Raw genomic sequence first — 25843 nt, 5'->3', positions numbered from 1 at the left:
AAGTTACCGGGGCTAGTGCTGGACCGGGGGCTCGGCGCCGTGGCCCGTCAGCGCGCGCACCTCCATCTCGGCCGCGAGCTTCTTGGACTCGGTTGCGCGGCTCGTCACCGAGCCCAGCCAGCCGAGGAAGAAGCCAAGCGGGATCGAGATGATGCCGGGGTTCTTCAGCGGGAAGATCGCGAAGTCGACGCCCTCGCCGAGCATCGAGTCGGGGTTGCCCGACACGACCGGCGAGAACGCGATCAGCAGCACGGCCGAGAGCAGGCCGCCGATCATCGACCACACGGCGCCGCGCGTCGTGAACTTGCTCCAGAACAGGGAGTACAGGATCGTGGGCAGGTTCGCCGACGCCGCGACCGCGAAGGCGAGCGCCACGAGGAACGCGATGTTCTGCCCCTGCACGCCGATGCCGCCGAGGATCGCGAGCGCCCCGATCACGAGGGTCGTGATCTTCGCGACGCGCACCTCCTGCTTCGCGGAGGCGCGCCCCTTCTTGATCACGCTGTTGTAGACGTCGTGCGCGAACGACGCGGAGGCCGTGATCGTGAGCCCGGCGACCACGGCGAGGATCGTCGCGAACGCGACCGCCGAAATGAAGCCGAGCAGCAGCGGACCGCCGAGGTGCAGCGCGAGGAGCGGTGCGGCCGAGTTCTGGCCGCCGGGCGCCTCCGCGATGGTCTGCGGGCCGACGAGCGCGGCCGCGCCGTATCCGAGCACGAGCGTGAACAGGTAGAAGACGCCGATGAGCCAGATCGCCCAGACGACCGAGCGGCGGGCCTCCTTCGCGGTCGGCACCGTGTAGAACCGCATGAGCACGTGCGGGAGACCCGCCGTGCCGAGCACGAGGGCGAGCGCGAGCGACACGAAGTCGATCGGGTTCGCGCCGTACTGCAGCCCGGGCGCGAGGATCGCCTCGCCGTTCGTGTTCTCCGGGTTCTGCACCGCGGCCTCGAGCACGGCACCGAAGTTGAAGCCGTTGAGCGCGAGCACCCACACGGTCATCGCGAGCGCGCCGAGGATCAGCAGCACGGCCTTGATGATCTGCACCCACGTCGTGCCCTTCATGCCGCCGATGAGCACGTACAGGATCATGACGACGCCGACGACGGCGATCACGAGCGACTGCCCGAAGGTGTCGTCGATCCCGAGCAGCAGCGAGACGAGCCCGCCTGCGCCGGCCATCTGCGCGAGCAGGTAGAAGAACGAGACGGCGAGCGTCGTGAGCGCCGCGGCCATGCGCACGGGGCGCTGGCTCAGGCGGAACGACAGCACGTCGGCCATCGTGAACTTCGCCGTGTTCCGCATGAGCTCAGCGACGAGCAGGAGCGCCACGAGCCACGCGACGAGGAAGCCGATCGAGTAGAGGAAGCCGTCGTAACCGTTGATCGCGATCGCGCCGCAGATCCCGAGGAACGAGGCCGCGGACAGGTAGTCGCCCGCGATCGCGAGGCCGTTCTGGCGGCCCGTGAAGGACCGCCCGCCGGCGTAGAAGTCGGCCGCGCTCTTGTTGTTCCGGCTCGCCCGGATCACGATCACCATCGTGACCGCGACGAACGCGAGGAAGATCGAGATGTTGAGCACGGGATTCTGTTCCCCCTTCTGGGATTCCCCGTGCAGGATCGACAGTCCGTGCATCACTTGCGTCGAGTTCATCGCGCACCCCCCGTGGTCCCGGGCTCATCGGTCGTGCCGTGCTCGCCGCCGGCCGCGGGCGGCTCGACGCCGAACTCCGCGGTCCGCTCGATCTCCTCGAGTTCCGCGCGGAGCTCGACGCTCAGCGGATCCAGCTTCTTGTTCGCGAAGGACACGTACCACATGGTGATCGCGAAGGTCGTGATGAACTGCGAGAGCCCGAACCAGAGGCCGATGTTCAGCCCGAGGAAGGGCTGAGCCATGAAGTCGTGCGCATATGCCGCAAGGATCACATACAGCAGGAACCAGACCATGAACGCGACCGCGAGCGGGAATACGAAGCGGCGGAACCGCGACTTGTACTCCTGGAACTCCGGCCTGGCCTGGAACGCTTCGTAGTCGATCGGCGGTAGTGCACCCTCCGGGGGTGCGGCGGATTCATTGGACATGTGGCCTCCTTGCCTCATGCGGGGTGGTGGGGTGAGGGTGTTCAGCGCGGGATGGTGACCGCGCGGGTGGGCGGCGCCGAGATGGTGTCCGCGAGCGCCGCGGTGAAGGAGTCAATGACGGACGGGTCCTCGATCGTTGCCGGCACCTTCGCCGGCTCGCCGTCCACGATCTGGCGCATCGTCTTGCGCAGGATCTTGCCCGAGCGGGTCTTCGGGAGCCGGTCCAGGATCGTGACGTCGCGGAAGGATGCGACGGGCCCGATCTGATCTCGCACGAGCTTCACGAGCTCGGCGGCGAGCTCCTCGTTCACGACCTTCGCGCCGTGCTTGAGCGTCACGAAGCCCGCGGCGCGCTGGCCCTTCAGCTCGTCGTTCACCCCGATCACCGCGCACTCGGCGACGGCGGGGTGCCCGGTCAGCACCTCCTCGAGCGAGCCCGTGGAGAGCCGGTGTCCCGCGACGTTGATGACGTCGTCGGTGCGGCCCATCACGAAGAGGTAGCCGTCCTCGTCGAAGTAGCCGGCGTCGCCCGTCGCGTAGTACCCGGGGAATGCCGAGAGGTACGAGTCGACGAAGCGCTGGTGGCTCCCCCAGATCTCGAGGAGCGCCCCGGGCGGCAGCGGCAGCTTGATGGCGATGTTGCCCTCCTCGCCGGGCGCCGTCACGTCGCGGCCCTTGCCGTCGACGATCCTGACGTCGAAGCCCGGCATGGGCACGGTCGTCGAGCCGGCCTTCGCCGGCAGCGTCTCGATCCCGCGCGGGTTTGCGCAGATCGGCCACCCGGTCTCGGTCTGCCACCAGTGGTCGACGACGGGCACCTTGAGTCCGTCGTTGACCCAGTGCCAGGTCTCCGGATCCAGCCGCTCGCCCGCGAGATAGATGGCCTCGAGCTTCGAGAGATCGTGCCCCGCAAGGTATTCGAGCTCCGGATCCTCGCGCCGGATCGCGCGCAGCGCCGTCGGGGCCGAGGACAGGATCTTCGCGCCGTGCTCCGAGAGCAGCCGCCAGAACGCGCCGGGATCGGGGGTTCCCACGGGCTTGCCCTCGTAGAGCACGGTCGTGCCGCCCGCGAGCAGCGGCCCGTAGACGATGAAGGTGTGGCCGACGACCCAGCCGACGTCCGAGGCGGTGAGGATCGTGTCCCCCGCACCGAAGTCGTAGACGTTCCGCATCATCCAGGACAGCGCGACGGCGTACCCGCCGCCGTCGCGGACGACGCCCTTCGGGCTCCCCGTCGTGCCGGAGGTGTAGAGGATGTAGAGGGGATCCTCGGCCCGAACGGGCACCGGGTCTGCGGGAGCTGCGGACGCCTCGACGGTCTCCCAGTCGAGCCAGGCGACCCGCTCGTCGCCCGCGAAGTCCGCCGCGGATCCCGGAACGGTCTCTCGGTCGTGCACGATGACGGTGTCGACGGAGGTGGATCCGGAGCCCTCCGCGGCGAGGTCGAGGGCGCTGCTCACGATCGGCAGGTACTCGACCGCGCGGCCCGGCTCGAGGCCGCCAGACGAGGTCACGATGACCTTCGGCGACGCGTCCTGGATCCGCACGGCGAGCTCGTTCGCGGCGAAACCCCCGAACACGACCGAGTGGATCGCGCCGAGGCGGGCGCACGCGAGCATCGCGATGACGGCCTGCGGCCTCATGGGGCAGTAGATGAGCACGCGGTCGCCGTGCTCGACGCCGGCGTCGCGCAGCGCGCCAGCGAACGCGGCGACGCGATCCCGCAGTTCCTCGTAGCTGAAGGCCCGCTTCGATCCCGTCATCGCGGAGTCGTAGATGAGCGCGGTTTCGCCGCCGCGACCGGCGTCGACGTGGCGGTCGAGCGCGTTCGCGCTGACGTTGAGCACGCCGTCTGGGAACCAGCGCCACTCGCTATCGCCGCGCACATCGATGGCCTGGTGCGGCGTCTGCTCCCAGTCGATCGCCTCTGCGGCCTCAAGCCAGAATCCTGCGGGATCGCGCTCGCTACGCTCCCTGACCGAACGGTAATTGTGAGTCGTCACTCGTTTTCTCCCTTGAAATCGCGTGATGCGCAGGCATTGCTCCCTGCGTGGCCACGACAGTATTCGGCCGTGTTACGGTGTGGTACCCCCGAAAGTAGGGAGTTCCACTGTTGCAACTCACCCAGACACTCACCCAGACATCCACCCGGCCCGGCCCTGAGTCACCCACCCAGCGACTCCTGCAGGCCGCGGTCGTCGAGTTCGCGCGCGCCACGAGATTCCCGCTCGCGTTCGGCGGCTTCGAGGCCGACGGCGTCTCGACCGTCACGGCCCTCGAGGGCAACCGCACGCTGAGCCTCGCGGGGCTCCGCGTCGTGACCGATCGCGGCCTCGGCGGCCGCGCGGTCAGCGAGCGCAGGCCCCGGATCACGAGCGACTACACGCGCTGCAGGCACATCACGCACGACTACGATTCGGAGATCCGCGAGGAGGGCATCGCGGCGCTCTTCGCGGTCCCGGTCGTGGTGCAGGGCGTCGCCCGCGCGGTCCTCTACGGGGGCACGCGCGGCGGTTCGACGCCCATGAACGCCTTCGTGGAGGCCGGCGCCGCGGTCGCCCGCGAGTTTGCCCAGGAGCTCCGGATCGAGCAGGAGGTGGCGCGGCGGCTCGCCGAACGCACCGAGCGCGCGATCCCGAACGCGCCCCTCGAGGAGCTCCGGATCAGCTACGCGGAGCTCCGGCGTGTCGCGGCGGACGTGCACGACCCTGAGCTCCGCGAGCGGCTCATGGCCATCGAGCACCGCCTGGCCGGGATCTCCTCCGAGCGCGGCGACCGGACGGCAGCGCTCACGCGCGGCGATCCGGCGGGCCCCCTCGGCGCGACGGGCACGAGTGGACGCGCAGGAGCGCTCACGTCAACCGCGGCGACCGCCCCGCTCAACGTCTCGCTCACGCCGCGTGAGATCGATGCGCTCTCGCAGGCGAGCCTCGGGCTCACGAATGCGGGGATCGGGCAAGCCCTCGGGCTCACGGAGAGCACCGTGAAGAGCTACCTCAAGACGGCGATGGCAAAACTCGAGGCGCCGACCAGGCACGCCGCCGTCGCGTCCGCGCGTCGACTCGGGATCCTGCCCTAGCGTTCCCCGGGTCCCTCGCTATGGCGCGGAGTGCAGCGCCCGCGCGGCGAGTCGGTCGACCGCGAGCCGCAGCGCACGGTCCGGATCGACGCCAGCGTGGTTCGCACGCGTGACGAGCGCCAGCATCGCGTCGCCGATGCCGACCTCGGCGAGCCTCCGCCCGTCCGGCCCGATCACCGCGGCGAACGGATCCTCCGGGTGGCCGTCGGCTGCGCTCGGGTCGATCCGGCCGGCCCGCTGCAGCCGGTCGACCACCTTCGCGGCGCGGGCGAGGGTCGGCATTCCAGCGGGGATGCCGTCGAGCGGGCCGCGCGTGCCGCGCTTCTCCCCCGCAGCGTCCTCCTTGAGCTGCTCCCACTCGGCATGGAGCTCGTCGACACTCATGTAGCCTCGGTCGCCGAAGACGTGCGGGTGTCGGGCCACGAGCTTCTCATTGAGCAGGTTCGCGACCGTCTCGATGTCGTAGCCCTCGCCGTCGCGCTCAGCAATCGCGGCGTGGAAGATCACCTGATAGAGCACGTCGCCGAGCTCGGAGCTCACCTCGCTCGCCGGGAGCTCGCGCTCGATCGCGTCGATAAACTCGGCCGTCTCCTCCACGAGGAACCGCGTGAGCGACTCGTGCGTCTGCTCCTCGTGCCAGGCGCAGCCCCCCTCGCGCACCATCGTGCGGACCGTGTGCACCACCCTCGCGAGCGCCGCCGCCTCACGTTCCGCGATCGAACTCTCGTCGGGTTTCGCACCATCGTCCATCCCGCAACGATACCGGGGGATTCTGCATTGCGCTGGTGAGTGCCGAGTTTGCCCTGATCAAAGCACATTTACGCGCGATCCAATGAGAAACGATCTGGTGAACTTCGGGTCGGCCAATTGTTTGCCTAGAGGATCTTCGCATTAAGCCTCTACTTGGCTCGGAGTTTCCTATGACTTTGAACCGTGTTTCCCATCTACTTCAAGGACGTGATTCAAACCATGAAGACCGCACGCCGCATCGGAGCCATCGTCGCTGCACTCGGACTCGCCGCCACCCTCGCCTCGTGCGCCGGCGGCCAGAGCGTCGCCGACGCCTGCAAGATCGCCAACGACACCATGACTGACGTCGCGAACAAGGCGCAGAGCGACGTGCAGACGGGAATGCAGGACGCGATGGCTGGCAAGGACGTCAACTTCGGCGAGATTTTCAAGCCCGTCGTGAAGGCGCTCGAGGACACCCAGGGCAAGGTCACCAACGAAGAGGTGAAGAAGCCCCTCGACAAGTTCGTCACCGAGTACAAGTCCTTCGCTTCGACGATCGAGGAGGTCGACCTCTCCGCCCTCAAGGACGCGCAGAACATCGACCCGACCGCCCCCGATGCCCAGGCGAAGCTGGAGGAGCTGCAGAAGTCGACTGAGAAGCTGCAGGCCGACATCACCGAGTCGTCCACGAAGCTCCAGGAGTCGAGCACTGAGCTGAACTCGGTATGCTCGAGCTAGTTTCGACATCCGGCGCGCACCGATAGTGCGCCACGAAGGGCCCGGGATCACTCGATTCTGGGCCCTTCGCCGATTTCCGAGGCGCAGACGGAAGGGGCGAACATGGCACACAGGACCGGCGGGGGCGGCGTCGCCACAACTGCGCTGCGCGTCGCGGTCTCCCTCGCGCTCGCGTTCTCCCTCGCCTCGTGTTCGCAGATCGGCCCCGGATCAGGCCCGGCGCCAGAGCCGACGGCCGAGCAGGAGGCGACGCAGACCCCGAACCCGGGATCCGGGGCCGACGGTTGCGCGCTCGCGTCGCAGCGTGCGGAGGAGCTCTCCTCGGATCTCCGAGACAGGGTCCCGGACATCGTCAACTCCGCGCTCACGGGCGAGGCGCCCGACCTCTCCGGGATCTTCGCGGAGGCCGGATCGACGCTGGACGCCGCCGCGGCGGGTGCAAGCGACCCCGCGGTCAGCGCGGCCATTGCCGACGCCCGCGCCGAGTGGGACGGGCTCGCCTCAGACCTTGCGGGGCTCGGCGCGCTTGACCTCGCAGGCGCAGACCTCGCGACTCGCGCGGAGCGCACGGTCGACTACGGCTCGCGCCTCACCGAGATCCTGGGCGAGCGAGCCCCGGCCCTGCAACGGATCGGCGAGGAGCTCAAGGCTGCCTGCGCCGCCCAGTAGCGGGCACGGCCGCCCGCTGCTCGGCTCCGCTTACTTCTCACCCCCCGGCCGGCGGGTCCTCCTCCAGTAGCGTCTCAAGCACGCGCCCCGTCCACGCGACGATGTCGCCCTCGTCGCCGACCTTGCGCTGGCCCACGCCCGCGAGCGGGCTGCGCGACGAAGCAGTGCCGCCGGGGAGCGGGATCTGGAGCGACTGCGTCGTCTCGGTGTAGCGGGAGCCCGGGTACATCCGGTTCATGCGCATGCGGCGCGAATCGAGCAGCTTCACGGGCTCGATGCGGAGCGCGGGCCCGGCCGCCACGACCTTCGACAGGCCGAGACGGGAGGCGCGGCGGCGCAGCGCCGACACCTGGGCGAGCCGCTCGACCTCGGGCGGCGGCGCGCCGTAGCGATCCGTCAGCTCCTCGAGCACGAGGGCGACGTTCCCCTCCTCCGCCTGCGGGTGCGAGGCGGCCGAGAGCTTCTGGTAGGCCTCGAGGCGGAGTCGCTCGCTCTCGACGTACTCCTCGGGAATGTGCGCGTCGACCGGCAGCTCGAGCACGAGCTCGGTGGACCCCTGCGTCTCCTCCCCCTTGAACGCGCTCACGGCCTCGCCGATCATGCGGAGGTAGAGGTCGAAGCCGACGCCCGCGATGTGGCCCGACTGCTCGCCGCCGAGCAGGTTGCCCGCGCCGCGCAGCTCGAGGTCCTTGAGCGCGACCTGCATGCCTGAGCCGAGCTCGTTGTTCGTCGCGAGTGTTTCCAGGCGCTCGTGGGCGTGCTCCGTGAGCGGCTTGTCCGGGTCGTAGAGGAAGTAGGCGTAGGCCCGCTCGCGGCTTCGGCCGACGCGGCCGCGCAGCTGGTGGAGCTGGCTCAGGCCGTACTTGTCGGCCGCGTCGATGATGATCGTGTTCGCGTTCGCGATGTCGAGGCCGGTCTCGATGATCGTCGTCGAAACGAGCACGTCGTATTTGCGCTCCCAGAAGTCCTGCACGACCTGCTCGAGCTGGTGCTCGCTCAGCCTGCCGTGGGCCACGGCGACGCGCGCCTCCGGCACGAGCTCCGAGATCTGCGCCGCGATCCGGCCGATCGACTGGACGCGGTTGTGCACGAAGAAGACCTGCCCCTCGCGCAGGAGCTCGCGCCTGATCGCTGCGGTGATCTGCTTGTCGCTGCGCGGGCCGACGAAGGTCAGGATCGGGTGCCGGTCCTCGGGCGGCGTCGCGAGGGTCGACATTTCGCGGATCCCGGTCACGGCCATTTCGAGCGTGCGCGGGATCGGGGTCGCGCTCATCGCGAGGATGTCGACGTTCGTCTTCAGCTTCTTCAGCGCGTCCTTGTGCTCGACGCCGAAGCGCTGCTCCTCGTCGATGATGAGGAGGCCGAGATCCTTGTAGTGGACGCTGTCGGCGAGCAGGCGGTGCGTGCCGATGACGATGTCGACGGTGCCTGCGGCGAGGCCGTCAATCGTGTCCTTCGCTTCCTTGTCGGTCTGGAACCGGCTGAGCGGGCGCAGGCGCACGGGGAACCCGGCGAAGCGATCCTGGAACGTCTCGAGGTGCTGGTTCACGAGCAGCGTCGTGGGCACGAGCATCGCGACCTGCTTGCCGTCCTGCACGGCCTTGAACGCCGCGCGCACGGCCACCTCGGTCTTGCCGAAGCCGACGTCGCCCGCGATCAGGCGGTCCATCGGGATCGCGCGCTCCATGTCGCGCTTCACCTCGTCGATCGTGGTGAGCTGGTCGAGGGTCTCCGCGTACGGGAACGCCTCCTCGAGCTCGTGCTGCCAGGGGGTGTCGCCCGAGAAGGCGAAGCCCTTCGACGCGACGCGCGCCGAGTACAGCTTCACGAGCTCGACCGCGATGTCGCGCACCGCCTTGCGCGCCTTCTTCTTCGCGGTCGCCCAGTCGCTGCCGCCCATCTTCGAGAGGGCGGGCGCCTCGCCGCCGACGTAGCGGGAGAGTTGGTCGAGCTGATCCGTCGGCACGTAGAGCTTGTCCTTCGGCATGCCGCGCTTCGTCGAGGCGTACTCGAGCACGAGGTACTCGCGCAGTGCCTTCGTGGCGTCGCGGCCGATCCCGGTCGGCACCATTCGCTGCGTGAGCTCGACGAACTGGCCGATGCCGTGCGTCTCGTGGACGACGTAGTCGCCCGCCACGAGCTTGAGCGGGTCGACGACGTTCTTTCCGCGCCGCTTCGCAAGTTTCTGCCCGCCGGCCGCCTGCGCGCTCACGGCCCGGCCGAAGAACTCGGTCTCGCTCGCGAGCAGGAGCTTCGCCTCCGGATCCTCGAAGCCGGTCCAGGCGGTGCCCGCGACGAGGTAGACGATCCCGTCCTCCAGGAGCTCCGGCAGCTCGTCGACGATCCGCGCCGCGGCGCCAGCCTCGGAGAGCACGTCGCGTGCGCGCTCGACGAGGCCGACGCCCTGGGCCGTGACGATCGCGTGCCAGCCCTCTCGCAGGCGCTCGCCGATCACGCGGATCGCGGCGCCCGTCGCCTCGGCGCCCTGCGCGTGGCGCGGGAACGGGCCGCCAGCGACGTGGATCGCCGCGTCGAGATCCGGGAACGAGGGCTCGGCCTCGTCGACCCCGTCGGCACCGGAACCGGCACCGGCACCGGCGCCCGCCGCCTCGTCGCGCACGAACGTCGATACCGTCCACCACGGCCGGCCGTGCGACGCGGCGCGCAGCTCGCCGACCGAGAGCATCCCGCTGTCGTCAGTCGGGACCGGGGCATCCGCGCCCGCGGTCGCGGCGCTCCACGCCGCCTCGAGGAACTCGCGGTTCGTCTCGGCGAGGCTCACGGCGCGGCCGGCGACCCGCTCGGGCGACGCCACGAGCACCGCGCCGCCTGCAGGCAGGAGGGCCGTGAGCGGCTTGATCCCGGGCAGCAGCTGCGGCAGCAGGCTCTCCATGCCCTCGACCGGGATCCCCTGCGACATCTTCTCCAGCAGGGAGGAGAGCGCCGGGAAGCGGGGCAAGAGCGCGGCGGCGCGCTCGCGCACCTCTTCAGTGAGGAGCAGCTCGCGCGCGGGCCAAAGCTCGATCTCGGGCAGCGGATCGCCCGCGCTGCGCTGATCCGAGACAGCGAAGCGGCGGATCTGGTCCACCTCGTCGCCGAAGAAGTCGACCCGTGCGGCCTGCGGCGCCTCCGGCGGAAATACGTCGAGGATGCCGCCGCGCACGGCGAACTCGCCGCGGCGCGTCACCATGTCGACGCGCGTGTAGGCGCGCTCGACGAGCCCGCGGGCCACGGCATCAAGCCCGTCAGAATCCTGCCCGGCGCGCAGCACGAGCGGCTCGGCCTCGGCCGCGTGCGGCGAGACGGGCTGCAGGGCCGCGCGCACCGAGGCCACGAGGATGAGCGGACGGGAGGGGTCGTGATCCCGGAGCAGGCGAAGGGCCTTCGCGCGGCGGCCGACCGTCTCGGCACTCGGGCTCAGCCGCTCGTGCGGCAGGGTCTCCCACGCCGGGAACTCGTCCGTCACCGCCTCGGGCACGAGTGAGGCGAGCGCCTGGCGCAGCGCGTCGGCCTCGCGGCTCGTCGCGGCGATCACGAGCAGCGCGCCCGTGTCGCCAGCCTCACGGCGGCGCCTGATGAGGCCGGCGATGAGCGGCGCGCGCAAACCCTCAGCGACCGAGAACTCGGCGTCGATCGCGCTCGAGTCGAGCGCGGCGGCGAAGCTCGGCGACGCCTCGAGCAGCCGGTCGATCCCGCGCAGGGTCACTTCGCACCCCCGCCGTGGAATCGCTGTTGCGCCGAGAGGAGACCCTCGTCGACGAGCGCCTCCGTCGCGTCCGCAGCGTCCTCGAGGAGCACGGCGAGCGACGCGCGCTCCCCCGATGCGAACGGCTTCAGCACGAAATCCGCCGGATCCTGGGAGCCGGGCGGCCGGCCGATCCCGATCCGGATTCTGAAGAACTCGGGCGTCGACAGCGCCTTCGCGATGTCGCGCAGGCCGTTGTGGCCGCCGTGCCCACCGCCGCGCTTCAGCTTGAGCGAGTCGAAGGGCAGGTCGAGCTCGTCGTGGAGCACGACGATGCGCTCGGCCGGGATCCCGAAGTACTTGGCGAGCGCGGAGACGGGGCCGCCCGACGTGTTCATGTAGCCGTTCGACTTCGCGAGGATGAGCTTCGGACCCCCGGGGCGCACGCGACCCTCAGCGACCCGCGCCCCCGCCTTGTGCGCGGAGAACCGGCCCGAAACGCGCTCGGCGAGCACGTCGAGCGCCATCTGGCCGACGTTGTGCCGCGTCGCCTCGTACTTCGCCCCGGGGTTGCCGAGGCCGACGACGAGCCAGCTGTCATCAGACACGTGAGTCTCCCATTTCTTGTTGCGGCGCCAGAACATCCGTCACCCTCCGATGAATATCTTCCCAGGAACCACTGACATCGATGACCCGAGGGAAATGCGAATGGCCCGCCGGCTCGGCGCTGGGCGCCGGCCCGGCGGGCCATCAAGCGTGGGGAGCTTACTCCGCGGCTGCCTCGGACTCCTCGGCCGCTGCGGCCTCCTCGTCCTCCTCGGCGGCGGACGCGCGCGGGATCACGATGTTCACGGCGAGCGCGTCCTCGTCGTCGAGCAGCGAGGCGCCCTTGGGGAGCTCGATCGCGCCGGCGAGGATCTGCGTGCCGTCCTCGAGGCCCTCGACGTTGACCGTGAGGCTCTCGGGGATCGAGGTCGCGGGGACCGACAGGCGGATCGAGTTGAGCTCCTGCAGCGCGTTGGCGCCGGCGAAGGGCTCGCCCTCGATGTGGAGCGGGACCTCGACCTCGACGGTCTCGCCCTTCTTCACGATGAGGAGGTCGACGTGCTCGATGATCTGGCGCACCGGATCCTTCTGGACGTCCTTGACCAGGACGAGCTTCTTCTTGCCGTCGAGCTCGAGCTCGATGAGCGCGTTCGCGTGGCGAACGATGAGGCTCAGCGGGTGGGTCTCAACCGAGACGTGCAGCGGATCCGCGCCGTGGCCGTAGACGACCGCGGGGGTGCTGCCGGCGGCGCGGAGCTTGCGGGCCGCGCCCTTGCCGAAGTTGTCGCGAACGGATGCAACGAGCTTGTTCTTGTCGCTCATAGTGATCTCCTTGCGGGCTCTCGCCCAATGAGGGCGGTCTGGCCGCCGGGATTGGTGTTCGCACTTGCGCGTATCACGCAGCGAAATGGCCCGCTGAGGCAGTCCGTCCCGCGTCGATTACGGGCGCAGTGCGCCCCTCGCCGAAGTACAGCCATAGAGTCTACACGATCTCTCGGGGCCCTCCCGGCCGGACGACCCGCCAATCGATCGCCTCGCCGCCCTGCGCGAGAAGCGCCTCGTTCGCCCGGCTGAACGGGCGGGATCCGAAGAAGCCGCGGGAGGCTGAGAGCGGCGAAGGGTGCGCGCTCTCGATCCGGGGCACCTCGCCGAGGAGCGGCGCGAGCGAGCGCGCGTCGTTGCCCCACAGGATCGCGACGAGGGGGCCGCCGCGCGCGACGAGCGCGGAGATCGCCCGCTCCGTCACCTGCTCCCACCCCTTGCGCCGGTGCGAGCCGGCCTCCCCCGCGCGCACCGTGAGGACGCGGTTCAGGAGCATCACGCCGCGGTCGGCCCACGCGCTCAGGTCGCCGTGCTCCGCCGGCTCGATCCCGAGGTCGTCGCGGAGCTCGCGGTAGATGTTCGAGAGGCTGCGCGGCAGCGGGCGCACCTCGGGCGAGGTCGCGAACGAGAGCCCGATGGGGTGACCGGGCGTGGGGTACGGATCCTGGCCGACGATGAGCACCCTGACCTCGGCGAGCGGCCGCGCGAAAGCCGCGAAGGTCCTATCCTGATCCGGGAGCACGAGGTGGCCGATCGAGCGCTCGGCCGCGAGGAAGCGCCCCAGCTCCGCGATCCGCTCCTCCTCCGGCCTGAGCACCTCGGCCCAGTCGCGCGCGATCGCCCCGCGCTCGGCGAGACGGTCGAGGTCGCCCGGGTCGGCACCGGCGGCGCCGCTCACTCTCCGCCCCTCGGCAGGAGCGGCCCGCGGTGCGTGTGGAAGACGCTCGACTGCGCGACGGGGCGCAGCACGATGAGATCCTGATTCACGTGCGGCGGCTGCTCGAAGGCGCCAACGAGCACGCCGGCCACCTCCTCCGCGGTGAGCGGGATCACGTCCTCGTACGGCTTTGCGGCCGCCGCCGCGTCGCCCCGCAGCCGCTTGAGCGTGAACTCCTCCGTGTGCACGAGCCCGGGCGCGAGCTCCATAACCCTGATCGGCTCGCCCGCGAGCTCGAGCCGCAGCACGTCGGTGACGGCGTGCGCAGCGAACTTCGCCGCGTTGTAGCCCGCTCCGCCCGGATACGCCGCGTGCCCGGCGGTCGAGGTGAGGTTCAGGATCGAGGCCCAGCCCGTGCGCCGCGCGCCGTCGCGGAGGATGGGCAGGAGCGCCGCCGTGACCGTGCGCAGCCCGATGACGTTGACCTCGAACATCTGCCGCCAGTCGTCGTTCGACGAGGCCTCCACCGAGTCCGTGCCGAGCGCGCCTCCCGCGTTGTTCACGAGGCCGGTCGCGCCTCCCGTCTCGGCGACCTCGGCGGCGAGCGCCGCCACCTGCCGCTCGTCCGTGACGTCGCACACGATCGGGTGCGTTCCCGTCTCATCGGCGAGCTCCGCGAGCCGGTCCGCGCGGCGGGCGACCGCGACCGTGCGCCAGCCGAGCTCCGCGAACCTCCTCACGGTCGCCGCTCCGATTCCCGAACTCGCCCCCGTGACGACGATGCGATGCTGCATGGCTCCACCTTCCGCGAACTCGCGCCGCCTGGGCGGCGCTCTGACTGCGCCGGCCCTGCCGCGCGGCGCGCGCACCGCCGCACTGGGCGACGGCCGTGATCCCGAGCCTAGACCCGGCCACCGACATTGCCGCGCGCGTGCCGCGAAACGCGGGCGCGACCTGGTCCGTCACGTTACGCGGCGTGTCTGAAGGGCTTTGCCACGAGCGCCGGCGATCCGTACCCTCGATCCTGGGCCGAATCCTCGTCGCGAGGCGCCGATCCAGAACCGAACGTCACCCGTTCCGACTCACCGAGGAGCACACAATGACCGACCAGAACGCCTGGGGCTTCGAGACCAAGCAGATCCACTCCGGCCAGGAGCCCGACCCGTCGACCGGGTCGCGCGCGCTGCCGATCCACCAGACCTCGTCGTTCGTGTTCGAGGACACGACGCAGGCGGCCAATCGCTTCGCCCTCGCGGAGCTCGGCCCCATCTACACCCGCATCACGAACCCGACGCAGGAGGTCGCCGAGCAGCGCATCGCCGCGCTCGAGGGCGGCACGGGCGCGCTCCTCCTCGCGAGCGGCCAGGCGGCGTCGACCTTCGCCGTGCTCAACATCGCGAACTCCGGCGACCACATCGTGTCGTCGAGCTCGATCTACGGCGGCACCTACAACCTCTTCAAGTACTCGCTCGCGAAGCTCGGCATCGAGGTGACCTTCGTCGAGGATCAGGACGATCCCGCGGCTTGGCAGCGCGCCGTGCGGCCGAACACGAAGCTGTTCTTCGCCGAGTCGATCGCGAACCCGCGCTCGAATGTGCTCGACATCCGCGCTATCGCCGACGTCGCCCACGAGAACTCGCTCCCCCTGATCGTGGACAACACGGTCGCGAGCCCGTTCCTCGTACGCCCCTTCGAGCACGGCGCCGACATCGTGCTGCACTCGGCGACGAAGTTCCTCGGCGGCCACGGCACCACGCTCGGCGGCGTGATCGTCGACGGCGGCACGTTCCCCTGGTCGGAGCACGCGGACAAGTTCCCCGGGCTCACCGAGCCGGATCCCTCGTACAACGGCGTCAGCTACACGGGGGCCGTCGGCGACGCGATCGCCTACATTATTAAGGCGCGCGTGCAGCTGCTGCGCGACCTGGGCTCCGCGATCGCGCCGATCAGCGCCTGGCTGCTGCTGCAGGGCATCGAGACCCTGTCGCTGCGCATGGAGCGCCACGTGCAGAACACGCAGGAGATCGCCGAGTGGCTCGACGGGCACGACGACGTCGCGACCGTCTACTACTCGGGCCTGCCCACGAGCCCCTGGTATGCGGCCGCGAACACGTACGCGCCGAAGGGCGTCGGCGCGGTGCTGTCGTTCGAGCTGAAGGGCGGGGTCGACGCGGGCCGCGCGGTCGTCGAGAACGTCGAGCTCTTCAGCCACGTCGCGAACATCGGCGACGTGCGCAGCCTGATCATCCACCCCGCGTCGACCACGCACTCGCAGCTCTCGCCCGAGCAGCAGCTCACGGCCGGCGTGACGCCCGGCCTCGTGCGCCTCTCGATCGGGCTCGAGCACATCGACGACATCAAGGCAGACCTGGAGCGCGGTTTCGCGGCGGCGCGCAAGGTCGTCGAGGAGTCCGCGGCGAACGCCTGACCCGCCGCCGGCCCGGCGGTTGTTAGCGATTTCGGGGCTTCGCGGGCCCGGGAGGCCCCGAAATCGCTAACAACCGGCCCGGCGCGGTCAGTCGGGCTGAGATCACTCCGCCTGGCGGCGGACCATCTCTGCGATCCAGGTCGGCGCGAAGGGCGAGGTGCAGCCGGGCGGCGTCGGGTAGTCGGCGAGCACCTGCAGCTTCTCCCCGATGGCAACGGCGCGGTCGCGCAGCCCGGGGTTCCGGATCCCGATCTCGGCGAGGGCGTGATTCTGGGCCCACTGCAGCCGCTCGGGCGCGTCCCGCATTTCGGCCTCGATGGTGTCGAGCAGCCCGTCCAGGTCGAGGCCGTCGGGCTTCTTCGCGATCCGCTCTGTGGTGAGCGCCCAGCCGGCGCTCGCGACGACCGGATCCGGATCCGCGAACCAGGCCAGCCGCAGCTCCTCGGCGTGCTTCGACTTCTTGACGACGTAACTGACGAGCCAGTCGTGCACCTTCGGCGTGCCGGCCTCGCGCAGCATCGCGTCGAGCTCGTCGCGGCCGAACTCGCGCGGCTTGCAGATCAGGATCGCGAGCAGCCGCGCGGCGCTGCCGCCGCCCGCCCAGAGCTCGCGGGCGAGCTCCTGGTCGGCCCCGATGTCCTTCGCGAGTGCGCGGAGCTTCGTGAGGTTCACCGCGTGGTCGTCGCCGTGCCGCTCGTTGACGGCGAGGATCTTGGGGTCGGCGAGCGCGTCGAGCCTGGCCCGCGCCTCGTCTGCGGTGATCTGGGCGTTCATACGCTGATCGTACCCGCCCCGCGCGGTTGGGATGTTGTTAGCGATTTCGGGGCTTTGCGGGCCCGCGAAGCCCCGAAATCGCTAACAACCATCCCGCGACCGAGGCGCCGAACCGCGCGGGGGCGTAACAATCGGGCGCGGGCGCCCGCGGCCGGGCACAATGGGGAGCTATGGACTGGCAGACGCCCGAGGATTCGTTCCCCACGGACTTCATCACCGACGCGCAGCTGCGCGCGCTCATGGGCCGCCCGCCGATCTCTGGCGGCTGGCGCGACGGCGACCCCGTTGGCGACCGCCGCTTCGCCTCGATCGGCGCCCTCACGACCGAGGCGGGGGCCGAGCTTCCCGATGTCCGCATCGCCTACGAGACCTTCGGCACCCTGAACGACGCCCGCGACAACGCGATCCTCGTCTTCCACGCGCTCACGGGCGACAGCCACCTCGTCGGCAGCGCCAGCCCCGGCCATGCGACGGACGGCTGGTGGAGCGAGATCGTCGGATCCGGCCGCCCGCTCGACACCGACCGCTACTTCATCGTCGCGCCGAACGTGCTCGGCGGCTGCCAGGGCTCGACGGGCCCGGCCTCCCTAGACCCCGATAATCGGGAGTGGGGCGGCCGCTTCCCCTACCTCACGATCCGCGACCAGGTCGCCGCCGCCGCGCGCTTCGCCGACGCGATCGGAATCCCGCGTTTCGCCGCGGTGATCGGCGGATCGATGGGCGGCATGCACGCCCTCGAGTGGGGCATCTCGCAGCCGGATCGGCTCGAGCGCCTCGCGGTGATCGCGGCCCCGCCCGTGACGACGGCCGACCAGATCGGCCTCAACCTCGTGCAGCTCGAAGCGATCCGCTCCGACCCGAATTATCGCGGCGGCAACTACTACGACGCCCCAGACGGGATCGGCCCGCATCACGGCCTCGCGACGGCGCGCCGGCTCGCACTCCTCAACTACCGCAGCAACACCGAGCTCGACGAGCGCTTCGGCCGCGCCTGGCAGTCCGCAGTGAGCCCCCTCGGCGGCGGCGGACGCTTCGCGGTCGAGTCGTACCTCGACTTCCACGGGAACAAGTTCACGCGCCGCTTCGACGCGAACAGCTACGTCACGCTCGTGCAGGCGATGAACTCGCACGACGTCGGCCGAGGCCGCGGCGGCGTGCGTGCCGCGCTCTCCACGCTGGATCTGCCGACGCTCGTGCTCGGAATCCCGAGCGACCGCCTGTTCACGGTCGAGGGCCAGGACGAGATCGCGCGGCACTCGCCGGGCAGCCTCGACGGGGACCGCGCGACGCGCATCGACTCCCCCTTCGGCCACGACGCCTTCCTCATCGAGTTTGAGCGCGTGGGCGCGCAGCTGACAAGGCTGCTCGCCCAATAGCGTTCCGGCCGGACACGCCCGGGCGACCGCGTTCGGTAACTTCTCACAGGCCCCACACGTTCTCCCAGATCGTACGACGGCAATCCCGGGATCCGGATCAGGATCGCGGTGACGCTCGCCGGGGCGTGGCAGACCCTCGTGCTAGCTTGACGCCCGCGCTACAGATGTCGCTCAATCCCCGCAGGTGAGTCGCTGTTTCGCCGTTTCGCCGTCTCGCTGTCACCGCCCGTCGAAGGAGCCTTCATGATCCGCGTACCGAAATGCCTCACCGCGACGCTCCCCATCGCTGCGATCGTGGGCGCCATTCTGCTTTCCGGGTGCGCCGGGAACACCGACGCCGAACGTGACGAGGTGCCAACCGGCCCGCTGCAGGAGTATCTCGGGGCGATCTGGGATCAGGAGGAGATGACCCAGGAGAAACTCGACGAGCAGCACCGCAAGATGGAGGAGCTGACCGCAGAGTGCATGTTGAAGGAGGGCTTCGAGTACACGCCCAACCTCGCGACTGGCCCCCAGGTGGGCAACTCCGAAGAAGGTAGCTCGGTCGAATGGGGCACAGCGGAGTTCGCGAAGGAGTACGGGTACGGCATCGTCGAATCGCCGCCGTTGGGTGGCGATCAGGAGGGCGGAGGCGGGGAGCCGCCAGCTGACCCCAACACTGACTACATCTTGAGCCTCTCAGAGTCCGAGCAGGAGGCCTTCAGCGAAGCCCTCTATGGCTCCGGGCCGAGCGAGGAGGAGATGGCGGCCGCCGAGGAGGGTGAGGGCATTGAATGGGGCTTGGAGAAGGCTGGCTGCTCCGGGGCCGCCCACCACGCGGTTCAGAGCGAGGACGCCAGCATGGCAGCCTATGACGATCCCGAGTTCAAGGACCTCTTCGATTCGATGTCCTCGATCTACTCAGGTTTCTACAGCATGACCGGGACCGAGGGCCCGAGCGACCCGGAGGCGGTGAAGCTGGACCGGGAATGGGCCGACTGCATGTCCGAGGCGGGTCACCACGATCTGACAAGCCCTTCCACGACACAGAGCGCGATGTCCGAGGAGTTCTACGAGACGAGCGGAATGCCGTCGGCGACCGGGGAATTTGCTGAGCCGAGCGATGAAGTCAAGGCCAAGTTCAAGCAGCGCGAGATCGCCGTCGCCACCGCGGACAGCGAGTGCCGCGAGAAGCTCGGCTATGACGACAAGCTGCAGAAACTCGTCTTCGCCGCCGAGCAGAAGTTCATCGACGAGAACAAGGCCAGGCTCGATGCGCTCATCGCCAAGTACGGCAAGGACTCGAAGGCCAAGTGAAGCTGTTCCGCTTGCGGCGCACACGGGAGGAGCCCCAGGCCGAGCCGGGGGCCGAGAGGAGCGAGGCGCCAGAGGCACTTGAGGCGTTTGACGCGCCTGAGGCGACAGAGTCAACAGAGTCAACAGAGTCAGCTGAGTCCCCGACCCGTCGGTCCTGGACCGGATCGCGGCTCGTGGCCCTCATCGCGGGGGTCGCGGTCGTCTCGCTCCTGCTCGGGATCGGGGTCATGCAGTTCGTCGTGTCCCCAGCGGAGCTCGCGGCCCGACGCACCCCGCCGGATGCGGGGCCGGTGACCGCGGAGATCGAGCAGCGCGTGATCGAAAACACCGTGCTGACCCGCGGGGAAGTGACATTTGCTGACGCGGTGAAGGTCACGCTCGACACGGCCGGCTCGGAGAACCGGCCGATCGTCACGGGCCAGGTGCCCGAGGTCGGCCGCGTGTTCAACGCCGGGGACATCGCGCTCGAGGTGGGAGGGCGCCCGGTCGTCGTGCTGCCGGGCGAGCTTCCCGCGTACCGCTCGCTCGCTGCCGGAATGCGCGGGCCCGACGTGCTCCAGCTGAAAGCTGCGCTCACCTCGCTCGGGTACGGCGTAGGGGACCCCGCGAGCGACGTCTTCGACGGCGACACGGCCGCGGCCATCGGCGCACTCTACGAGCAGATCGGCTATGCCGCGCCAGGCGGCGGGGAGGAGAGCCGCAAGGCCGTGCGAGACGCCGAGCGCGCGACGCGCGACGCGCAGGGCGCGCTCGCCTCGGCGCAAGCGGAGCTGGCCGCGGCCATCGATGCCGCGAAGCCGGACGTTGCGGCAGAGCGGGCCGCGGTGGAGTCGGCGCGGATCGCGCTCGAGGACGCGCGGGAGACGGTGAGCGCCGCCCGCACGGCGGCGCTCCCGACACTGCCCTCGAGCGAGGTCCTCTACCTTGGAGGTCTCCCCCGCCGCGTCGACGAGGTCTCCGTGAAGCGCGGTGATTCGCTCTCCGGGTCACCCATGACGGTCTCCGGTGCGACGCTCGCCATCGTCGGAACGGTGTCCGAGCAGGACGCATCACTCCTCAAGGAGGGATTGCCCGCCCGCTACGAGGGCCCAGGCGGGGCCGAACTCGTGGCGACGGTGCAGTCGATCGAGGCCGCGAAGCCGGGCGGCGCGAACGAGGGCGGAGGCGATGGTCAGGGCGCAGGAGGAGGCGCGGGCGGCGGCACCGGTTCCGGCGCAGGCGGTGGCGGCCAGGGGGCGACCAAGCGGATGACGGTGCGGCTCTCACCCGGCGAACTCACGCCGGAGCAGGTGGAGGCGCTGCGCGGCACGAACGTGCGGCTCCAGATTCCAGTTGCCTCGACCGCGGGCGAGGTGCTGGCAATCCCGATTGCAGGACTCTCCGCGGGATCCGGCGGCGAAGACCGGGTCGAACTTGTCATCCCCGACGAGCAGGCCGGCACCTCGCGCACGGAGAGCATCGCGGTGAAAGCCGGCCTCGCCGCGGACGGCTTCGTCGAGGTCTCCTCCGATGATCCGAGGCTCAGCCGGGGCGCGAGAGTCGTGGTCGGCCGGTGAACCGGATCACCAGTCGTCTCGTCGCCGCCATCCCCCTGGTCCGCCCCACGCCGGAACGCCTCGCAGCGCGCCCCGCCGTCCACGCCGGCGATCCGCTCACTCCCGGCCCACTGCTCGACCTCGCCGACGTGACCAGGTTTTTCTCGGGCCCGCCCGCGGTAAACGCCCTGCGCGGGGTCGATCTCGTGGTCGCCAGAGGCGACTACCTGGCGATCATCGGCCCCTCGGGTTCCGGCAAGTCGACCATGCTCAACCTGCTCGGCCTCCTCGACCGCGCGAGCACCGGGCAATTCCGATTCGAGGGAATCGACGTGGCCGAGCTCAGCGACGAGGCGCGCACGGCCCTGCGCGCGCACGCGATTGGCTTCGTATTCCAGTCCTTCCATCTCCTTCCCACACGCACCGCCCTGGAGAACGTCGTGCTCGCCTGCACGTACGCCGGCGTCCCGCGCGGGGAGCGGGCAGCGATCGCGCGGGCCGCACTCGAGCGTGTCGGCCTCGCTCACCGCCTCGACGCGACCCCGAACCGGCTCTCCGGCGGCGAGCGCCAGCGCGTCGCGATCGCCCGCGCGGTGAGCACCTCACCGCGACTCCTCCTCGCCGACGAGCCAACAGGCAACCTCGACCGGGAGAACTCCGAATCGGTGATGGACCTCTTTTCCCAGCTCAACTCGGAGGGGCTCACGATCGTCATGATCACCCACGACCACGCGGTCGCGGCAGCGGCCGCGCGTCGCGCGCGCATCCTCGACGGCGCGCTCGAGGAGGTCGAATGAGGCACGGGATCCCCCTGGCCGATCTCGTGCGCGAGTCGCTCGAGGGGGTCGGCTCGCGCCCCTCTCGACTCATCATCACGCTCGTCGGCACCGTCCTCGGCATCGCGGCGCTTGTCGCAACGATCGGCTTCGCCCAGACGGCATCCGGTCAGATCGCGCAGCAGTTCGACGCGCTCGCGGCGACGCGGGTCACCGTCGAGCCGGGCAAGACGTATGCGGGCGGAACAAACACCCGGGCGACCGCGGTGCTCCCGTGGGACAGCGTCGACCGCGTCTCACGTCTGGCGGGTGTCGAACACGCGGCCCTCATCGCCACGACGAAGGCGGCGCACCGCGTCGACGCCGTGCGCGTGCAGGACCCCTCGGCGCCGCCACTCGCACCCACACCGCTCATCGGCGCATCCCCCGAGCTGCTCGACGTCGTCGAAGGGACGATCGGAGCTGGCCGGTTCTTCGACGCCGGGCACGAACGTCGCGGCGACCGCGTGGCAGTGCTCGGGAAGGAGGCCGCACAGCGGCTCGGCATCAATCGGGTTTCGGGGCAGCCTGCCATCTTCGTTGACGACCGCGCCTACAGCGTGATCGGCATCCTCGATTCCGTCGGCGCGCGCGGCAATCTGCAGGACTCGGTGATCGTGCCGCTCCAGACCGCGAGGAACGAGCTCGGCTTCTCCACGCCCGAGTCGCTCGACATCCGGATCGCGCTCGGTGCAGGCTCCGTCGTCGCGCGCCAGGCGCCGATCGCGCTAAATCCGAACAGCACCGACGCCTACCGGGTGGGAGCGCCTCCGAACAGCAACGAGCTGCGGGACCAGGTCGAGTCAGACATCAACGTGCTGTTCCTCGCGATCGGCATCGTCGCGCTCATCGGCGGCGGGATCGGGATCGCGAACGTGACCCTGCTCTCCGTGACGGAGCGGCGCGGCGAGATCGGCCTGCGGCGGGCCCTCGGAGCGACGACGCGGGACGTTGCGCGCCAATTCATGCTCGAGTCCATGACGACTGGCGTCCTCGGCGGGCTCATCGGGGTTGTCGTCGGGCTTTTCGCGCTCATCGGGGTCTGCCTGATGCAGCAGTGGACACCCGTGCTCGCCCCCTGGACCGCGCCGGTCGGGGTGGCCATGGGAGCACTCGTCGGGCTGGCCGCGGGCGGCTACCCCGCGGTGAAGGCGGCGAGGATCGAACCCGTCGACGCGCTGCGGGAGTCCTGACCGGTCGCGGGCAGCACGCTCTGGGCAGCCTCCCAATTTCTTCCCGTATGCTCGCCGCGTCTTCAAAAAACGCTAACGAACAGCACATTCGGGGAGGTAGCGGGTGAGCATCGCGAGGGTCGGCCGGCGCTCGGTGCGCGTGATCGGCGCCGTGGCGACCGTTTCGGCCGTCCTCCCGCTCGGTCTCATGGGGTGCGCGAGGGCGGCTGACGTGACGAGCCACGCCGCCGAACTCCACGCCTCCGCCGATTCCAACCTGCTGGCGAGCCCCGCCGAGCGCGTCTACGAGGTGACCGACACGAGCCTCATCTCCCCGGCTGCCGATTCAGGGCTCGGCGCGATGCTCACCGAGCAGGTCGCGTCCACCGGGTACATGGTGCTGACGGAGGGCGTCATCACACAGGCCCAGTTCAACGTCCAGATCGCGGAGCTGCCCGCCGTCTCGTTCGAGCTCACGCAGCCGGCCGTGCTCCGCCGCGGCGGCTCCGACGGCACGGTCTCCGCCGTCGGCACGCTCGCCTTCGACGGCAAGCAGCGGCCCAACACGAGCGTCGAGCTCACCCCGACCACGATCGGCGACGAGGTCGCCGAATTCGACGTGCGCTTCTCCGTCCCCGAGAGCCGCCTCGCAGTGGGCAGCATCCTGCCGTTCGATGAGGTCGCCGCGCACCTCGTCCTCTCCCCGGCCACGGGCCCGAGGGTCGAGGCCACTCAGCCCGAGTAGCGCTGGCGCCTCGTGGCGTCATGCACCTCGCCGACGAGTTCCTCGATGACGTCCTCGAGGAAGACGACACCGAGCTCTGCCCCGGAAGGGTCGTGGATCTGAGCGAGGTGGATCCCGCGCGCCTGCATGCGGGCGAGCACGTCCTCCAGCTCGGTGTCGGCGAGGAACGACATCATCTGCCGGATCCGCTTCGGCGGGATGGGCTCGACGATGCGGTCCTCTGCCAGCCTGACCAGATCCTTGATGTGCACGTAGCCCGCGAATCCGCCGGCCTCCCCCGCGATCGGGTAGCGCGAGTAGCCGTGGCGCGCGACCGCAGCCTCAACATCCTCCGGCGTCGCCCCAGCAGCGAGCACGATGAGCTTGTCTGAGGGCACCACGAGGTCGGAAGCGCGCTTCGTGGTGAACTCGAAGGCTGCCGTCAGCGCCCCGCTGCGATCCTCGAGCACGCCCTCGCGCGTCGAGTGGCTCACGATGCTCGCGACCTCCTCGAGCGTGTACGTGCTGTTCGTCTCGGACTTCGGCTCCACGCCGAACATCCGCAGCACGCCGTTCGCGATCGCGTTGAGCGCCCTGATGACGTGCTTGAAGATCCGCGACACCATCACAAGGGGCGGGGCCAGCAGCAGGACGGCCTGATCCGGCATCGAGAATGCGGCGTTCTTCGGAACCATCTCACCGAACACGACGTGCAGGTACGAGACGCCAAGCAGGGTGAGCACGAAGCCCGTAATACTCACGGCCTCTGGCGGCAGCCCGGTCCACGCGAGCGGCCCCTCGAGCAGGTGGTGGATCGCCGGCTCCGAGACGTTCAGGATCAGGAGGGAACAGACCGTGATCCCGAGCTGGCTCGTCGCCAGCATGAGAGTGGCGTGCTCCATCGCGTAGAGCGCGGTCTTCGCGCGCTTCGATCCGGCCTCGGCCCGCGGTTCGATCTGAGAGCGGCGCGCGGAGATGACGGCGAACTCTGCGCCGACGAAGAAGGCGTTCGCCGCGAGCAGCACGACGAGCCAGACGATACCTGCCCAGTCGCTCATGCGCGGTCCTCCGTCTCGTCATCAGCCCCGACGGGCAGCGGCGGGCTCGTGTACCGTAGCCGCGCGATCCGGCGCCCCTCCATGCGCTCCACGCGCAGCGTGCCGCCGCCATCGAGCGGCACCTCGTCGCCCGGCTCCGGGATCCGGCCGAGCTCGCGCAGCACGAAGCCCGCGACGGTGTCGTATTCGTCGCTGTCCGGGATCTCGATCCCGGTCTGCTCAAGCACCTCATCAGGGCGAAGGTCCGCCGGAAAGGTCATCTCGTCCGCGCTGCCGACCACTCCAGCTGCCGCGCGGTCGTGCTCGTCGGCGACCTCGCCGACGATCTCCTCCACGAGATCCTCGAGCGTCACGATGCCCGCGGTGCCCCCGTACTCATCGACGACGATCGCGAGCTGGAAACCCGAGGTCCGAAGCTCCTCGAGGAGCTGGTCGAGGCGCATCGTCTCGGGTACCCGGACGACGTCCTCGGTGAGCGCCGCGACCGGGACCTCGGCGCGCTTCGAGCGCGGCACGCCGACGGCACGCTTCACGTGCACGACGCCGACGACGTCGTCGCGATCCTCGTCGATCACCGGAAAGCGGGAGAAGCCCGTGCGCCCCGAGAGTTCGAGGACGTCCTGCGCAGGATCGAGGCGGTGCATGCTCTCGACACGGAGGCGCGGCGTCATGACGTCACCAGCCGTCAGCTCGGAGAAGCGGAGCGTGCGGTCGAGCAGCGTGGCCGTGTCCTCCTCGAGCAGGCCAGCGCTCGCCGAGTGCCGCACGAGCGAGGAGAGCTCCTCAGCTGAGCGCGCACCCGAGAGCTCCTCCTTCGGCTCGATGCCAATGGAGCGCAGGATCCCGTTCGCGCTGCCGTTCAGCAGCATGACCGCGGGCTTGAACGTCGTCGTGAACGCCGCCTGCGCCGGCATCACGAGCCGCGCGGTCGCGAGCGGCTTCGCAAGGGCAAAGTTCTTGGGAACGAGCTCGCCGACGATCATCGAGAACACGGTCGCGAGCGCGATCGCGACCGGAGCGCTGATGGTGCGCCTGAGCTCGGGCGGGACGCCGATGGCGCCGAGCGGCCCATCGAGGAAGCCCGAGATCGCGGGCTCAAGGGTGTACCCGGCGAGCAGCGTCGTCAGGGTGATCCCGAGCTGCGCGCTCGACAGGTGCGTTGAGGTGCGCGAGAGGCCGCGGATCACGCGGTCGAGGCCGCGCTCACCGCCCTCGCGGCGTCGCTCGAGATCCTGGCGGTCGAGAGCGACGAGGGAGAACTCCGCGGCGACAAAAATACCGGTGCCCGCGGTGAGGAGAATGCCGAAGGCGAGAAGAATCCAGTCGTTCACGCTCGACTCCGGATGTCAGGGAGTGGCCGCGCCAGGGCGCGGCTCGTACTCGGGGGCTCCGATCGTCTTCGAGAGTCTGGGTCCATAGCCTTCCCAACATTACCA

At 69.9% G+C, this 25843-nt stretch carries 22 protein-coding genes; 10 read left to right on the top strand and 12 right to left on the bottom strand.

Annotation, left to right across the window (positions count from 1 at the left end; genetic code table 11):
* Positions 1-12 precede the first annotated feature (12 nt).
* Genes ACOPJ3_RS06395 through ACOPJ3_RS06385 form a run of 3 tightly spaced genes read right to left on the bottom strand, consistent with a single transcriptional unit; the run spans position 13 to position 4084 of the window.
* Positions 13-1635: a solute symporter family protein gene (locus ACOPJ3_RS06395; protein ID WP_427871179.1), complete on the bottom strand. Its 1623-nt coding sequence runs from the start codon at positions 1633-1635 to the stop codon at positions 13-15.
* A 14-nt stretch (positions 1636-1649) separates the two neighbouring features.
* The gene (locus tag ACOPJ3_RS06390; RefSeq protein WP_427870998.1) at positions 1650-2081 is read right to left on the bottom strand and encodes a DUF485 domain-containing protein; all 432 of its coding nucleotides are present in this window, start codon (positions 2079-2081) and stop codon (positions 1650-1652) included.
* 41 nt (positions 2082-2122) lie between these two features.
* Complete coding sequence (locus ACOPJ3_RS06385) at positions 2123-4084, bottom strand: AMP-binding protein (RefSeq protein WP_427870997.1); 1962 nt, start codon at positions 4082-4084, stop codon at positions 2123-2125.
* 110 nt (positions 4085-4194) lie between these two features.
* Between ACOPJ3_RS06385 and ACOPJ3_RS06380 the strand changes: the two genes are divergently transcribed.
* Complete coding sequence (locus tag ACOPJ3_RS06380) at positions 4195-5160, top strand: LuxR C-terminal-related transcriptional regulator (RefSeq protein WP_427870996.1); 966 nt, start codon at positions 4195-4197, stop codon at positions 5158-5160.
* Between the two features lie 18 nt (positions 5161-5178).
* Here the strand turns inward: ACOPJ3_RS06380 and ACOPJ3_RS06375 are convergent, their stop codons facing one another.
* Positions 5179-5910 carry a MazG nucleotide pyrophosphohydrolase domain-containing protein gene (locus tag ACOPJ3_RS06375; RefSeq protein WP_427870995.1) on the bottom strand — a complete coding sequence of 244 codons (732 nt, stop codon included), beginning with the start codon at positions 5908-5910 and terminating at the stop codon, positions 5179-5181.
* A gap of 219 nt (positions 5911-6129) precedes the next feature.
* Here ACOPJ3_RS06375 and ACOPJ3_RS06370 point away from each other — a divergent pair, with 219 nt between their 5' ends.
* Both ACOPJ3_RS06370 and ACOPJ3_RS06365 read left to right on the top strand, forming a co-directional pair.
* Complete coding sequence (locus ACOPJ3_RS06370) at positions 6130-6630, top strand: hypothetical protein (RefSeq protein WP_427870994.1); 501 nt, start codon at positions 6130-6132, stop codon at positions 6628-6630.
* A gap of 102 nt (positions 6631-6732) precedes the next feature.
* Positions 6733-7299, top strand: coding sequence for a hypothetical protein (locus ACOPJ3_RS06365; protein ID WP_427870993.1), 567 nt, complete (start codon positions 6733-6735; stop codon positions 7297-7299).
* A 37-nt stretch (positions 7300-7336) separates the two neighbouring features.
* Here the strand turns inward: ACOPJ3_RS06365 and mfd are convergent, their stop codons facing one another.
* The 5 genes from mfd to ACOPJ3_RS06340 form a co-directional block, all read right to left on the bottom strand.
* Positions 7337-11005, bottom strand: a complete 3669-nt coding sequence (mfd, locus tag ACOPJ3_RS06360) for a transcription-repair coupling factor (RefSeq protein WP_427870992.1) — start codon at positions 11003-11005, stop codon at positions 7337-7339.
* Positions 11002-11628, bottom strand: coding sequence for an aminoacyl-tRNA hydrolase (gene pth / locus ACOPJ3_RS06355; RefSeq protein WP_427870991.1), 627 nt, complete (start codon positions 11626-11628; stop codon positions 11002-11004). Before pth ends, mfd begins: the two co-directional genes overlap by 4 nt.
* Before the next feature lie 121 nt (positions 11629-11749).
* Positions 11750-12352 (bottom strand): 50S ribosomal protein L25/general stress protein Ctc, encoded by a 603-nt coding sequence (locus ACOPJ3_RS06350; protein ID WP_427870990.1) that lies wholly within the window; start codon positions 12350-12352, stop codon positions 11750-11752.
* A 160-nt stretch (positions 12353-12512) separates the two neighbouring features.
* The gene (locus ACOPJ3_RS06345; RefSeq protein WP_427870989.1) at positions 12513-13250 is read right to left on the bottom strand and encodes a uracil-DNA glycosylase; all 738 of its coding nucleotides are present in this window, start codon (positions 13248-13250) and stop codon (positions 12513-12515) included.
* Entirely contained in the window at positions 13247-14023 is a 777-nt protein-coding gene (locus tag ACOPJ3_RS06340) for an SDR family NAD(P)-dependent oxidoreductase (protein ID WP_427870988.1), read from the bottom strand. Before ACOPJ3_RS06340 ends, ACOPJ3_RS06345 begins: the two co-directional genes overlap by 4 nt.
* 305 nt (positions 14024-14328) lie before the next feature.
* Between ACOPJ3_RS06340 and ACOPJ3_RS06335 the strand changes: the two genes are divergently transcribed.
* Entirely contained in the window at positions 14329-15657 is a 1329-nt protein-coding gene (locus tag ACOPJ3_RS06335; RefSeq protein ID WP_427870987.1) for a bifunctional o-acetylhomoserine/o-acetylserine sulfhydrylase, read from the top strand.
* 102 nt (positions 15658-15759) lie between these two features.
* On the opposite strand, the gene ACOPJ3_RS06330 is transcribed toward ACOPJ3_RS06335, so the two are convergent.
* Positions 15760-16431, bottom strand: a complete 672-nt coding sequence (locus tag ACOPJ3_RS06330) for a DNA alkylation repair protein (RefSeq protein ID WP_427870986.1) — start codon at positions 16429-16431, stop codon at positions 15760-15762.
* A gap of 170 nt (positions 16432-16601) precedes the next feature.
* On the opposite strand from ACOPJ3_RS06330, the gene metX reads away from it, so the two are divergent.
* From metX to ACOPJ3_RS06300, 6 genes are all read left to right on the top strand, one after another.
* Entirely contained in the window at positions 16602-17807 is a 1206-nt protein-coding gene (gene metX, locus ACOPJ3_RS06325; protein WP_427870985.1) for a homoserine O-acetyltransferase MetX, read from the top strand.
* A gap of 243 nt (positions 17808-18050) precedes the next feature.
* Entirely contained in the window at positions 18051-19103 is a 1053-nt protein-coding gene (locus tag ACOPJ3_RS06320; protein ID WP_427870984.1) for a hypothetical protein, read from the top strand.
* Between the two features lie 173 nt (positions 19104-19276).
* Positions 19277-20659, top strand: a complete 1383-nt coding sequence (locus tag ACOPJ3_RS06315) for a hypothetical protein (RefSeq protein WP_427870983.1) — start codon at positions 19277-19279, stop codon at positions 20657-20659.
* A 110-nt stretch (positions 20660-20769) separates the two neighbouring features.
* Positions 20770-21435 carry an ABC transporter ATP-binding protein gene (locus ACOPJ3_RS06310; RefSeq protein WP_427871178.1) on the top strand — a complete coding sequence of 222 codons (666 nt, stop codon included), beginning with the start codon at positions 20770-20772 and terminating at the stop codon, positions 21433-21435.
* A complete protein-coding gene (locus ACOPJ3_RS06305; RefSeq protein WP_427870982.1) occupies positions 21432-22646 on the top strand; it encodes an ABC transporter permease in 1215 nt (404 codons plus the stop codon). The genes ACOPJ3_RS06310 and ACOPJ3_RS06305 overlap by 4 nt, the downstream gene beginning before the upstream one ends.
* A 103-nt stretch (positions 22647-22749) precedes the next feature.
* Positions 22750-23370 carry a hypothetical protein gene (locus ACOPJ3_RS06300; protein ID WP_427870981.1) on the top strand — a complete coding sequence of 207 codons (621 nt, stop codon included), beginning with the start codon at positions 22750-22752 and terminating at the stop codon, positions 23368-23370.
* Here the strand turns inward: ACOPJ3_RS06300 and ACOPJ3_RS06295 are convergent.
* Together ACOPJ3_RS06295 and ACOPJ3_RS06290 are read right to left on the bottom strand one after the other, a co-directional pair.
* Positions 23358-24407: a hemolysin family protein gene (locus tag ACOPJ3_RS06295; protein ID WP_427870980.1), complete on the bottom strand. Its 1050-nt coding sequence runs from the start codon at positions 24405-24407 to the stop codon at positions 23358-23360. The genes ACOPJ3_RS06300 and ACOPJ3_RS06295 overlap by 13 nt on opposite strands.
* Positions 24404-25738: a hemolysin family protein gene (locus tag ACOPJ3_RS06290; RefSeq protein ID WP_427870979.1), complete on the bottom strand. Its 1335-nt coding sequence runs from the start codon at positions 25736-25738 to the stop codon at positions 24404-24406. Before ACOPJ3_RS06290 ends, ACOPJ3_RS06295 begins: the two co-directional genes overlap by 4 nt.
* Between the last annotated feature and the right edge of the window lie 105 nt (positions 25739-25843).

This window comes from Leucobacter luti, assembly GCF_050310065.1.
GTDB lineage: Bacteria > Actinomycetota > Actinomycetes > Actinomycetales > Microbacteriaceae > Leucobacter > Leucobacter luti_B.
Note: the sequence above shows the minus strand (reverse complement) of the source record. Positions and strands in the feature narration are given on the sequence as shown.